This window comes from uncultured Thermus sp. (genome assembly GCF_938010445.1).
Lineage (GTDB): Bacteria > Deinococcota > Deinococci > Deinococcales > Thermaceae > Thermus > Thermus altitudinis.
Genome location: NZ_CALLUR010000162.1, coordinates 1 through 10,879 on the forward strand (window position 1 = coordinate 1; position 10,879 = coordinate 10,879).

The window sequence follows — 10,879 nt, forward strand, 5'->3', positions numbered from 1 at the left end:
AGTGCAGGGCAGGGATCTGTAAGGCCCCGCTTGGGAGCCTCTTCGGCGTTGCGGACTATGTGGGCGCCCCCTCTGGACGGATGGCCCTTCGTAGGGGGAGATTTCGCTATGGATCGCCCCAGGATTCTGCTGGGGGTGCAGTCTGGAGATAGGGCTCTGAGGTCCGAGGTATTTGGGGAGGTGGAGTTCTGATGTTCACCGCGTATGCCAAGCGCGAATTGCTGAAAAGGCTTTTGGATTTGGTGACGGAAGCGGGCTGGGGCTCCTCGGGGGCTCAGAACGCTACGTCCCTTTCCAACCCCGTCTACACGAACCTTATCAGTAAACGCCTGGAAGGGGATCGGGCGGTGCTGGAGTACGCCCTGGCTTGGGAGGGCGTGGGGACCCGGACCCTCCGGGAGATCGGGCTCTTTGGACGCGACGCCAACGGAAACCGGGTCCTCCTGTACCGGCGGGTTCGGGACCCTATCGACCTGGAGGCCGGCCTCACGCTGATTGACCGCCTTGAGGTGACCCTGGAGTAGGAGGGAATATGCCGTACATAGAGGAACTGTTGGAAGTCTTGCAGGGGCTGGGCCTGAGCGATGACTGGCAGCCCGCCGAGACCATCGAATCCGGGGGAGGCACCATCCCCAAGACGAGCAGCAAAGGGATCGTTCGCTCGCAGTCCAACGATATCATCGAGCTGGGCCCCTTCGCTCGCATTATGGCCCAGTACGGCATGAGGGACCGGGCAGCTCTCCGGGCGGCTTCTGTGCTGGGCTCCTACGCCCTGTCCCTGGCGAAGGGCGCCCAGGATGGCGTTTCCGCTCTCCGGGAGCGGGCCATCCAGACGGGGCGAGTGTACATCCCGCGCAAATATGTGGTCTCCGGGCTCCAGGTAACCACCGGCACGTGGCGGAGCCTCTCCATCGCCGAGGGAGAAGCGGTGCATGGGGGATTTCGTCGCTACTACGCGGCCCGGCCCAACGGCATCGGGGTCCCGCCCAACTACGGCACCACCACCATCAACTACATCCTTTACCTGGACAACAGCGGCGAGCCCTTCCTCAGTGAGGGGACGACCGCCCCAGAGGGCGGCCTGCCCCTGGCCAGGATCACAGTCCCCGCCGGGGACACGGGGGCCACCTTTGCAGGGACCATTACCGACCTGCGGACAGTGATCCAGCCGTCCATCTGGACGTTGCTGCCCGCTACCGCCACCGTGGCACTGCCCACTCCCATGCCCAGCACTGCCTACGCGGTGTTCCTGCACGTGGAGGGGGCCAGCGACCCCGGGCGGGTTGAGCTCGTGGTCGCCAACAAAACCCGAAACGCATTTGTGATCGAGCACCGCGGCGAGGCCGACGATGTGGTGATCCGGTGGATGGCCGTGGACATGTCCGTGGTCTGAAGGGAGGGAGCATGACGGTTGAGAGGGTAGGGGAAGGACGCTTTTGGGAAGCCCATTTGGAAAGCGGGCGGCTGGTGGTGGGGGGCCTCGAGGTGGGCCTCGAGGGAGCCGACCCCTTTGGGGGGCGCATCTACCTCTACGTGGATGCGGAGGGCGCCCCAACCCTGGACCCCACCGAGTGGCTGGGGGCCGAGGTCATCCTGCCGCCCAGGCGGTACACGACCGAGGTGGTTGAGGTGTTGGGGCCGGATGGGGAGGTCTTCCCCATGCCTGTGCAGACGTGGGAGCCGGTCAATCCCGAACTGGTAGTGGTGCGGCTTTTTGCCCTGCCCGGGTTCGGGCAGGAATCTGAAGCTGGAGGTGGAGCATGATTTTTTCGGTCAAAGACTCGCTTAGGCAGGCAGTAGAAGCGGCGTCGGGCGGACTGAACACCGTTCTATACACGAAAAAGGGACAACCCATCTTTGCTCGGGCCATCCCCAAGTTCCGGGTGGAGACCCTGCACCCGTCCTTGGGCAGCGGGGTGCACCCCGCCTTTATGGTGGGCGGGCGTGAGGTGAGCGAAATCTGGATCGGGATGTACCCTTCCCATATCGCCAACGGCGAGGCGGTGAGCGTCCCGGGAGTCCCGCCGTCCCTTGAGCATTTCAACGCATGGGTCCTCGCCACGCGAAATATGGGCCCCGGCCTTCACCTCCTCACCAATGCCGAATGGGCCGCGATGGCCCTGCTCAGCATCTATGCCATCGGGAACGGGAACGACCCCGTGAGCGGGCCAGACCCATACGGCAGAGACCGCACCAACCCCGCCCTGTTCGGACGGAGATCCGACGGAAAGGTGCCCGGGGACACGTCCTCGATAAGCTACATGATAACGGGGTCTGGTCCCCTGTCTTGGCGGCACGACAGGGGACCATTTGGCATCGCAGACGTTTCTCTCGGCATAAGCCCGGGCTACCTGGTAGCTGGGCTGGCCTTGGTAAACGGAGAGATCCGCATCATACCTGACAACGATGCGGCGTTGCCAAACGTTGACCTGTCCCCCTCCGGCCCAGCCTGGCGGGCCATCATGCCCGACGGCAGCCTGGTGGCTCCAGGCACGGCGGGGACGCTGAAGTACGACATCCCCCCGACCGCATCCTACTCGGATAACGGAGTAGCCGATAATCTCGGCACCCCCACGTTGCGCACCCAGGTGCGCTCTGCTCCCGCATCGTGGGGGGATGCAGACCACGATTTTGCTCTGGCAACGGGATCGATCAACCTAGATCCTTCAAACCTCACGGTGCCCCCCATCCTGCGGGCCCTAGCGCTGATCCCGCTCACCTCAAACGCCACAATAAGCGTGCGCCCCTACGGAACGCGGCTGGCCGGTAGGGGGTATCTGGGCGTTGGATCTGTTTGGATGCGGACAAACCCATCGTTCAGTCAACCAGCATACGTTGCGTACGTTCCCATCTAGTCAGATTTCTCTTCTCGTCCTAGCATCCGGCCCAGGCGCTCCCACAGGGGGTGGCCTGGGCTTATGCGGGGGTGCGGGGGGTCTGGGTGCGGGAGGAGGAGGAGGTGCCGGAGATCCCGCGGGAGGGTGGGTTCAAGCCCCTGCCCAAGCGGTGGGTGGTGGAGTGGAGGACGGGAGGGTGGAGGTGTGGAGGATTAGCGTGGCTTAAGCAACCTATGAGCGTGGCTTAAGCAACCTTTGCTTGCATAACGGCTCAACTTGCTGTCCTAAAACCATGACGATACTCAGTCCATTGACCTAATAGCGTGACTGATACTGTCCTGAAAGCATGACGGATGACATCTGGGACCGGCGTCGCCGCCGGCCTCAAGCAGCCCATCCCAGGGGTTTTGGCGGGCCGGGCAAGCCCTTCCCCTCTACTGGGCCTTGCACCGGGTGGGGTTTGCCGTGCCGCCCCTGTTGCCAGGAGGCGCGGTGGGCTCTTACCCCACCGTTTCACCCTTGCCCGCACCAGGCCTAGCCTGGCCGCTGGCGGTCTTTTCTCTGTGGCACTTTCCGTCGGGTTACCCCGCCCAGCCGTTAGCTGGCACCCTGCCCTATGGTGCCCGGACTTTCCTCACCCGGGAGGTTCGGCTCCCGGGCGCGACCGCCCCCCTGTCCTGGGGCATCCTCCATTCTAGCCCGTTTTTAGGGTAAAGTGAAGGGGTGGGGGTTCCTTGGTATTGGCCCTTGGTGCTCCTTCTCCTGGCCTTGGTGGGGCTTGGGGTTTTGGGGGTGATCTGGCTTCTTATGGCCCTGGCCGTAGGCCTCGGGGCGGCTTGGGTGGCCTGGGAGCGCCTCCGCCGAAGACTCTTCGGCCCCAGGTGGCGGCGTCTGCCCCCGCCGTAGGCTTGCGGCAAGCCAGGGCAAGGGTTAAACTAGAAGGCGGTTTTGCGCACGGCCAAGACCGTGCGAAAGGAGGCGAAACGTGAAGGAAGGCATCCACCCCAAGCTGGTTCCCGCCCGCATCATCTGCGGCTGCGGCAACGTGATCCACACCTACTCCACCCGGCCCGAGATCCACGTGGAGGTTTGCAGCCACTGCCACCCCTTCTTCACGGGGCAGCAACGCTTTGTGGACACGGAAGGCCGCGTGGAGCGTTTCCAGCGCCGTTACGGGGATTCCTACCGCAAGGGGCGCTGAGGCTACGCTGGCGTTGGGGAAAGACGAGGCCCTTCGGGGCCTCGTTTCCTCTTCCTAGAAGGAGGGTTTCCTTGCTGGGTCCTCCCTGGCGCACCTCCAGGGGAAGCTGGCCCCAGGGGTCCTAATGGCCCCTGGGAGCAGGCGGTCTTCGCCCTCGGGCAGCTGCCTGCCTCCTGGGGCCGGGGCCAAGGTGGCCTTTTGCCGGTGCTGGTGGACACCTTGACCTGAGGTTCAGGGGCCTGGCCTGGGGTTACCCTATCCCCGGTTAAAATCCGGGGGATGCCTCCGGTATTGCATCGCCAAGGTTGGATTGAGGTCATAGCCGGGCCCATGTTCTCCGGCAAGAGCGAGGAGCTCATCCGCCGGGTTAAGCGGGCCCTTATCGCCCGGCAGCGGGTTTTGGTGTTCAAGCCCAGGCTGGATACCCGCTACCACGAAAGCCAAGTGGTGAGCCACGACGGCCAGCGGGTGGAGGCCATCCCCGTGGGCGAGGCCAGGGAAATAGAGGCGTACCTATCCCCCTGGCCCCAGGTGGTGGCCGTGGACGAGGTGCAGTTTCTGGATGCCGGCCTTTTGCCCTTGGCGGAGGGACTGGCCCGGCAGGGGGTGCGGGTGATCCTGGCGGGGCTGGACCTGGACTTCCGTGGGGAACCCTTTGGCCTCATGCCGGAGCTTCTGGCCCGGGCGGAGTTCGTGGAGAAGCTCACCGCCATCTGCGCCCAGTGCGGAGCCCCGGCCACCCGTACGCAGCGCTTGGTGGACGGCAAACCGGCCCGGTACACGGACCCCATCATCCTGGTGGGGGCCAAGGAGCACTACGAGCCCCGGTGCCGGGCCTGCCACCAAGTGGACTACTGAGAGAGGGGCAGGCTGGCCCCCTGGCGCTTTTTGAAGCGAACCTCCAGAACCCCCTGGCGCAGGCTGGCTTGGGCGGTGCCTTCCTCTATGGGGCCGGGGAGGTCCAGGGTACGGCGGAAGGTGCCCATGGGCCTTTCCTCCAGGAGGTAAACCCCAGGCGAGGGGTGGCGGATGCCCGCCAGGGTGATGCGGCTTCCCTCCTCCAGAAGCTCTAGGTCTTCGGGACGCACGCCGGGAAGGTCCACGAGGAGAACGTAGTGGTCCTCTTCCTCCAGGAGGTCCACCCGGGGGACCCAGGTGGCGGCCTCTTCCCCGGTAAGCCGGTAGGCCAGCTCGGCGATGCGCTCCTGCAGTTCCTTTAGCTTGCGCAGGGTTTCCAGGCGGTCTAGGCGTTCCAGCATGCCCTTAGCATAAGGGATGTGCAGGCGATACCGGTTCTGGCGGGGCCTACGGGAAGCGGTAAGACCCTCTTGGCCTTGAGGCTTGGGGAGGAGCTTCCCCTCGAGGTGGTTTCCGCCGACGCCACCATGGTCTATCGGGGTCTGGACATCGGCACGGACAAGCCCACCCTGGAGGAGAGGGGGAAGGTGCCCCACCACCTGGTGGACATCCTGGATCCCTCGGAGGCCCTGAGTGTGGTGCGCTGGGTGGAGCTGGCGGAAACGGCCATCGCCGATATCCTGGCCCGGGGAGGCATCCCTTTGGTGGTGGGGGGGACGGGGTACTACATCCGGGCCCTTTCCCAGGGGCTTCCCACCCTGCCGCCACCCGATCCCCAGGTGCAGGAAGCCCTTTGGCGAGAGCTGGAGGAAAGGGGTCTGGAGGCCTTGGCGGCCGAGCTTTACCGGATGAGCCCGGAGGATGCCCTGCGGGTGGATAAAAACCCCAGGCGGCTGGTGCGGGCCTTGGAGGTGGTGAGGCGCACGGGAATCCCCCCCGCCCGCTTTCCCCCTCGCCCGCCCCGGTTTGCCTACAGGAAGCTGGTTCTCTGGCCCGAGCGCGGTTGGCTTTTCCCCAAGCTGGAGGAAAGGGCCAAGCGCCAGTTCGCCCGGGGCTTGGTGGAGGAGGTAAAGGCCCTTTTGCAGCGGTACCCCACCATGCCCACCGCCCTCCAGGCCATTGGCTACAAGGAGGTGGTGGGGTACCTGAGGGGGGAGTACGGCCTGGAGGAAGCCCTGGCCCGGGATATCCAGGCGGTGAAGGCCTACGCCAGGCGGCAGTACACCTGGTTCCGGCGCGAGCCCGGCGACGTCACCTACTTGCCGAGGGGTGGGGAGGAGGCCTACCTAGGTTTTCGCGACTGGCTTAACCTTCACTTCCGGCTATAGTAGGGGCATGTTGGCCCACGAGATCCGCGCTAAGGTGGCGCAAGGGGAGGTATCCCCCCTGGAGGTGGCCCAGGTCTACCTGGAGCGGATCCGCTCCTTGGATCCAGGACTGAGAGCGTTCCTTACCGTAAACGAGGGGGTACTGGAGGAGGCCCGTGCCCTGGACCCCCGTCTTCCCCTTGCCGGCCTTCCCGTGGCCGTGAAGGACAACATCGTTACCAGGGGGATGCGAACCACCGCGGGAAGCCGGCTTTTGGAGGGTTTTCTACCCCCTTATGAGGCCACGGCGGTGGCCCGGCTAAAGGCCCTTGGCGCACTGGTCATAGGCAAGACCAACCTGGACGAGTTCGGAATGGGTTCCTCCACGGAGTACTCGGCCTTTTTCCCCACCCGGAACCCCTTTGACCCTACCCGGGTGCCCGGTGGGTCCAGTGGGGGAAGTGCGGTGGCGGTGGCGGCGGATCTGGCCCCTTTGGCCCTGGGCTCGGACACGGGGGGAAGCGTGCGTCAGCCCGCGGCCTTCTGTGGGATTTACGGCCTGAAACCCACCTACGGCCGGGTAAGCCGCTATGGCCTCATCGCCTACGCCTCCAGCCTGGACCAGATCGGTCCCATGGCCCGCTCGGTGCAGGACCTGGCCCTCCTCATGGACGCCATCTCCGGCCCCGATCCTTTGGACGCCACCAGCCTGGACCTCAGGCCCAGGTTCCAGGAGGCTCTGGAAGCGCCCCTGCCCTCCCTGCGGCTTGGGGTGGTGCGGGAGGGGCTTTCCGGGAACAGCCCCGGGGTGGAGGGGGCTTTGCAGGAGGCCATGGCGGTTTTCCGGGGTCTGGGGTTTTCCGTAAAGGAGGTTTCCTGGCCTTCCCTGCCCCTGGCCCTCAACGCCTACTACATCCTGGCTCCCGCAGAGGCCAGCTCCAACCTGGCCCGCTACGACGGGACCCTTTACGGTTTCCGGGCGGAAGGGGAGGAGCTTTGGCGGGTGGTGGAGGAAACCCGGGCCCGGTTTGGCCTCGAGGTCAAACGCCGCATCCTGGTGGGCACCTTCGTGCTCTCCAGTGGCTACTACGAGGCCTATTACGGCCGGGCCCAGGCCTTCCGCAGGCGGCTTAAGGCGGAGGCCCAGGCCCTTTTCCAAGAAGTGGACCTCCTCCTTCTTCCCACCACCCCCCACCCTGCCTTTCCCTTGGGGGGAAGGCCCGATCCCCTGGCCATGTACCGGGAGGACCTCTACACCGTGGGGGCTAACCTGGCGGGCCTTCCCGCCTTATCCTTCCCCGCGGGTTTTGAGGATGGCCTTCCCGTGGGCCTCCAGCTTTTCGCCCCCTGGGGTAGGGATGAGCTCCTCCTGCAGGTGGCCCTGGCTTTTGAAAAGGCTACGGACCGGGCTTTCCTTCGTACTCCTTTAGGCGAGGCTTTCTAGTGGATGCCTTTTTCCGCCACCGCCTGGCTACCCGCCTAGCGCGACGGCTTCGGGCCGAGGGCAGGCCCTTGCCCCTTCCCGTCCTGGGGGAGGCCCTGGGCCTCAGGGGTCCGGTGGAGCCGGTGGTGCGGCCCCTTTTGGACGGGCGTTTCCTCTTGGGGGAGGAGGTGGGGCTTTGGGAATGGCATTACCCTTTTCCCCATCCTGGGGAGGCGGTGGTGGTCTTGGACCTGGAGACCACGGGGCTTGCCCCTGGCCTCAACGAGGTGATCGAGCTGGGCCTGGTGCGGCTGGAGCGGGGGGAGCGGAGGAGCTTTCAGAGCCTGGTACGCCCAAGCCGCCCTCCCAGCCCCTTCATTGAGAGGCTTACCGGGATTCGCGCCTGGGAGCTGGAGGAGGCCCCTTCCCTCCAGGAGGTGTTGCAGCAGGCCTACCCCCTTTTGCAAGGGGCCACCTTGGTGATCCAGAACGCCAGCTTTGACCTGGGCTTCTTGCGGCCCGCTTTGGAGGGCATGGGCTACGCCCTGGAGAACCCGGTGGTGGACACCATCCGCCTGGCCAAAAGGGCCATGCCCGGCCTCAAGCGCTACGGCCTGGACGCTCTTTCCCAAGTCTTGGAGCTTCCTCCTAGGGAAGCCCACCGGGCCCTGGGGGATGTGGAGCGCACCCTCGCCGTGGCCTATGAGGTGTACTATATGCTCACTGCAGGGATTCCCCGTCCCTTGATGGACCTCGGGAGGTGATATGACCGCACGGTATGTGCTGACCAGCACCTGTATTCAAACGGGCACCATGGCCTTGACCGTTTCCCTCCGTCAGCATCTCCTCGGCAAGGAGCGGGTGCGCTTCGTGGACGAGGATGGGGAGGTGTACGAGGGGGAGGTGGATTGGAAACAGGGGGTGGTGCGGGGGCTTTTGCCCTACTATCAGAAACGCCGCCTTGCGGTGAACGAAACCATCCTCCTCCACTTCCGCGGCGAGGAGGTGGAACTTAAGGCCACTCCCAGGGGCCTGCCCCGGCTCGGACAGGCGGAGTCCAGGGAAGCGGCCCCACCCGAGAAGCGGGAAGCCAGGCCGGTCAACTCCGGGAAGGACCCCAAGGAGATGGGGGATCCCAAGCCGGAGAAGCGGCGGGTGCGGGTTACTCCCTATCCCAGAGAGGTTCTTTTCCCCAACGAGCCGCAAAGGGCCTGGGAGCCTCCGGGGGTTACCGAGGAGTTGAGGCGGCTGGGCTTCCTCTTGGAAGGAGGCCCGCCCTGGGTGTACAAAGCCCCTTTGGGGCGCCGCCAGGTGCAGTTGGTTCTGCTGCGTCCAGGGGAGGGGGAGCCGGCCCTGCTGAAAACCTTCCGGCAGCAAGGGGCTTACGTGGCCATTTTGGCGCCGGAGTCGCAAAAGGAGGGGGTGCCGGAAGGGGTAGGGTACCTTTCCCCGGAGGCGGTGAGCCGCCTGGTGCGTCTCAAGGCCCGCTTCCCCCTTTCCCCCTTGGACCTGGAGGATCTGTTGCGGGAAGGGGTTGTGGACCTCGAGGCGGTGGAGTCCCTGGAGGACCGGCTGGTGGCGGAGCTTTCCGAGCGCGGAGCCTTCGCCGCCTTCCTACTTTTGCTCTCCCGAAAGTCCATGGGGGAGGTGTTTTTGCTGGCGGACTTGGAGGCGGAGGCCCTGGAGGAGGGCCTTATCCCCGAGGTGGTGCGCCAGGGGGTGGAGGTACTTTCCCAGCCGCCCTTTCTCCTGCTCAAGCGCCTCTCCCCAGGGGAGTTCCTGCTCAGACAGGGGGTGGAGGAGGCGCTTTCCGACCTCCAGGCCTTCGCCGAGGGATTGAAGGGCCGGCTCAGCCGTGTCCGTGGGGTTTTTTGACGGGGCTGGCCTCGCCCAAGGCCAGATCAAAGCTTTGCCGAGCCCTCTCCTTTAGGGCGGCCACCTTGTCCCAGTCGGGGTAGCGGCCATACATGGCGGCCTTGGAAAGCTTGATGGGGTCACCCGGAAGCTCCTGGTAGTAGGCCCCGGTTTCCTTGGCGAAGGCGGCCACCTTGGGGTCGTAGGAAAGGGCAGCAAAGGGGGTGCCCGCGGCTGCCGCCAGGATAAGGCCATGCAGGCGCATGGAGATCACGTACCCCGCCTGAGCGGCCAGGTAAAGGACCCGCCTGGGGTCCGAAGTGGCCTCAATACGGTGGAGATAGAACACCTTGGCCACCTCGTCGTCGTAGCCGGGTTGGAGAAGTAGGACCAAGACCCTTTTCCCCTCGTGGAATAGGTGGTTGGCGGTGATGTAGAGGTTTCTTAGGGCTTCTTCCCCCACCCCGGCCCTAGGGATGACCAGGACCAGGTCCTCCTCCCGCTTTACAGGGGGTGGGGTAAGGAGAAGGGCGGGGTCGGCACCCAGGGTGGGGGATAGGCCCAGGCGCTTCGCGTATTCCCAGGAATCCTGGTCCCGAAGGATCAGGGGTACTCCTCTTAGGGCCCGCGCCACCTGCCTTTCTCCCCAAGGGGAGAGGGGGCCTAGGGACTGGTTGAAGACCACCACCTTCTTGCGGAAAAAACGCGCGGCCCGGAGCACGGACAGGTAGTAAAGAAGGCTTAGCGAGCTGGTGGCGTCCTGCAAAAGCCCGCCCCCGCCCAAAAGCCAGAGGTTCGCCTGGAGGAGGGCTAGGGGATTGAGCCTGTGGGCGGCCCGGATGCCGTGCTCCTTGGCGGTCTGTTTGGGGTCGCCGGAAAGGGCCAAGACCTGGTGCCCCCGGGCCTTAAGCTCCCGGGCGATGGCCTCGAGGATGGCCTCGTCCCCCGCGTTCTTGAACCCGTAGTACCCCGCTACCCCAACCACCATGCCCGAAGCCTCCTTACCAGCATAACCCCGAGAAGCCCTAGGAGGAGGCCCAAGAGGGCACCGTTCACCACCCGGAAAAAGGAAATGGGAAGGGGGGTGTGGAAGTGGCTGAAGGTGTTCAGGATAGAGGCCACCCCCAGGGCGGCGAGGAAGAGGAGGCCGTTTTGCACCCACCTGGGCCAGGGGAGGAGGAGGGCTACGGGAAAAAGGGCGTGGCCGAAGACCTCCTTGAAGCGGGGGCGCACCATGAGGTCCTGGAGGAGGCTTCTCAGCTTGAGCTCCAGCTCGGGGACCAAGGGGGCGTCATTGCCCCGGCGCAGAAGGGCCAGGCCCAGGAGAAGGAGGGCGAGCCCCGCCAAGGCCACCTCACCCAGGCGCAAGGGGTGGAGGAAAAGGCGGGTTAGGGCACCT

14 protein-coding genes and 1 other RNA gene are annotated in these 10,879 nt (G+C 65.2%); 11 read left to right on the plus strand and 4 right to left on the minus strand.

Annotated features, from left to right (window positions below; genetic code table 11):
* Positions 1–191: 191 nt before the first annotated feature.
* Genes Q0693_RS08930 through Q0693_RS08945 form a run of 4 tightly spaced genes read left to right on the plus strand, consistent with a single transcriptional unit; the run spans position 192 to position 2,855 of the window.
* A complete protein-coding gene (locus Q0693_RS08930; protein WP_298630929.1) occupies positions 192–524 on the plus strand; it encodes a hypothetical protein in 333 nt (110 codons plus the stop codon).
* 8 nt (positions 525–532) lie between these two features.
* On the plus strand, positions 533–1,393 hold the full coding sequence (locus Q0693_RS08935; protein WP_298630932.1) for a hypothetical protein: 861 nt from the start codon (positions 533–535) through the stop codon (positions 1,391–1,393).
* Between the two features lie 11 nt (positions 1,394–1,404).
* Complete coding sequence (locus Q0693_RS08940; RefSeq protein ID WP_298630935.1) at positions 1,405–1,764, plus strand: hypothetical protein; 360 nt, start codon at positions 1,405–1,407, stop codon at positions 1,762–1,764.
* Positions 1,761–2,855, plus strand: a complete 1,095-nt coding sequence (locus Q0693_RS08945; RefSeq protein WP_298630937.1) for a hypothetical protein — start codon at positions 1,761–1,763, stop codon at positions 2,853–2,855. Before Q0693_RS08940 ends, Q0693_RS08945 begins: the two co-directional genes overlap by 4 nt.
* A 292-nt stretch (positions 2,856–3,147) precedes the next feature.
* On the opposite strand, the gene rnpB is transcribed toward Q0693_RS08945, so the two are convergent.
* An RNA gene (gene rnpB, locus Q0693_RS08950) (RNase P RNA component class A) lies at positions 3,148–3,517 on the minus strand.
* Between the two features lie 43 nt (positions 3,518–3,560).
* Here rnpB and Q0693_RS08955 point away from each other — a divergent pair.
* From Q0693_RS08955 to Q0693_RS08965, 3 genes are all read left to right on the plus strand, one after another.
* Positions 3,561–3,743, plus strand: a complete 183-nt coding sequence (locus tag Q0693_RS08955) for a hypothetical protein (RefSeq protein WP_243031409.1) — start codon at positions 3,561–3,563, stop codon at positions 3,741–3,743.
* Positions 3,744–3,822: 79 nt separating this feature from the next.
* Positions 3,823–4,038 carry a 50S ribosomal protein L31 gene (rpmE, locus tag Q0693_RS08960; protein ID WP_243026797.1) on the plus strand — a complete coding sequence of 72 codons (216 nt, stop codon included), beginning with the start codon at positions 3,823–3,825 and terminating at the stop codon, positions 4,036–4,038.
* A gap of 279 nt (positions 4,039–4,317) precedes the next feature.
* Positions 4,318–4,896, plus strand: coding sequence for a thymidine kinase (locus tag Q0693_RS08965; protein WP_243031403.1), 579 nt, complete (start codon positions 4,318–4,320; stop codon positions 4,894–4,896).
* Here the strand turns inward: Q0693_RS08965 and Q0693_RS08970 are convergent.
* Positions 4,890–5,297, minus strand: coding sequence for an Hsp20/alpha crystallin family protein (locus Q0693_RS08970; RefSeq protein WP_243031402.1), 408 nt, complete (start codon positions 5,295–5,297; stop codon positions 4,890–4,892). The two genes, Q0693_RS08965 and Q0693_RS08970, sit on opposite strands and share 7 nt — an antisense overlap.
* An 18-nt stretch (positions 5,298–5,315) precedes the next feature.
* Here Q0693_RS08970 and miaA point away from each other — a divergent pair, with 18 nt between their 5' ends.
* From miaA to Q0693_RS08990, 4 genes are read left to right on the plus strand one after another with little or no spacing between them, the layout of a single operon-like run.
* Positions 5,316–6,224 (plus strand): tRNA (adenosine(37)-N6)-dimethylallyltransferase MiaA, encoded by a 909-nt coding sequence (miaA, locus tag Q0693_RS08975; RefSeq protein ID WP_298630945.1) that lies wholly within the window; start codon positions 5,316–5,318, stop codon positions 6,222–6,224.
* Positions 6,225–6,231: 7 nt separating this feature from the next.
* Positions 6,232–7,647: an Asp-tRNA(Asn)/Glu-tRNA(Gln) amidotransferase subunit GatA gene (gene gatA, locus Q0693_RS08980; protein ID WP_298630948.1), complete on the plus strand. Its 1,416-nt coding sequence runs from the start codon at positions 6,232–6,234 to the stop codon at positions 7,645–7,647.
* Entirely contained in the window at positions 7,647–8,390 is a 744-nt protein-coding gene (locus Q0693_RS08985; protein WP_243031397.1) for a 3'-5' exonuclease, read from the plus strand. The genes gatA and Q0693_RS08985 overlap by 1 nt, the downstream gene beginning before the upstream one ends.
* Position 8,391: 1 nt before the next feature.
* Positions 8,392–9,501, plus strand: coding sequence for a hypothetical protein (locus Q0693_RS08990; protein WP_298630954.1), 1,110 nt, complete (start codon positions 8,392–8,394; stop codon positions 9,499–9,501).
* On the opposite strand, the gene csaB is transcribed toward Q0693_RS08990, so the two are convergent.
* A complete protein-coding gene (csaB, locus tag Q0693_RS08995) occupies positions 9,476–10,468 on the minus strand; it encodes a polysaccharide pyruvyl transferase CsaB (protein WP_243031394.1) in 993 nt (330 codons plus the stop codon). The two genes, Q0693_RS08990 and csaB, sit on opposite strands and share 26 nt — an antisense overlap.
* A partial coding sequence (locus tag Q0693_RS09000) for a DUF5693 family protein (protein WP_298630959.1) occupies positions 10,453–10,879 on the minus strand: 427 nt, incomplete at its 5' end. The genes csaB and Q0693_RS09000, both read right to left, overlap by 16 nt.

What these genes read in the sequence shown, in the direction of transcription:
- gatA (WP_298630948.1), top strand. Translation starts at nt 6,232, where the DNA reads ATGTTGGCCCACGAGATCCGCGCTAAGGTGGCGCAAGGGGAGGTATCC.
- Q0693_RS08965 (WP_243031403.1), top strand. Translation starts at nt 4,318, where the DNA reads ATGCCTCCGGTATTGCATCGCCAAGGTTGGATTGAGGTCATAGCCGGG.
- Q0693_RS08990 (WP_298630954.1), top strand. Translation starts at nt 8,392, where the DNA reads ATGACCGCACGGTATGTGCTGACCAGCACCTGTATTCAAACGGGCACC.
- Q0693_RS08945 (WP_298630937.1), top strand. Translation starts at nt 1,761, where the DNA reads ATGATTTTTTCGGTCAAAGACTCGCTTAGGCAGGCAGTAGAAGCGGCG.
- Q0693_RS08940 (WP_298630935.1), top strand. Translation starts at nt 1,405, where the DNA reads ATGACGGTTGAGAGGGTAGGGGAAGGACGCTTTTGGGAAGCCCATTTG.
- csaB (WP_243031394.1), bottom strand. Translation starts at nt 10,468, where the DNA reads ATGGTGGTTGGGGTAGCGGGGTACTACGGGTTCAAGAACGCGGGGGAC.
- Q0693_RS08970 (WP_243031402.1), bottom strand. Translation starts at nt 5,297, where the DNA reads ATGCTGGAACGCCTAGACCGCCTGGAAACCCTGCGCAAGCTAAAGGAA.
- Q0693_RS08935 (WP_298630932.1), top strand. Translation starts at nt 533, where the DNA reads ATGCCGTACATAGAGGAACTGTTGGAAGTCTTGCAGGGGCTGGGCCTG.
- Q0693_RS08930 (WP_298630929.1), top strand. Translation starts at nt 192, where the DNA reads ATGTTCACCGCGTATGCCAAGCGCGAATTGCTGAAAAGGCTTTTGGAT.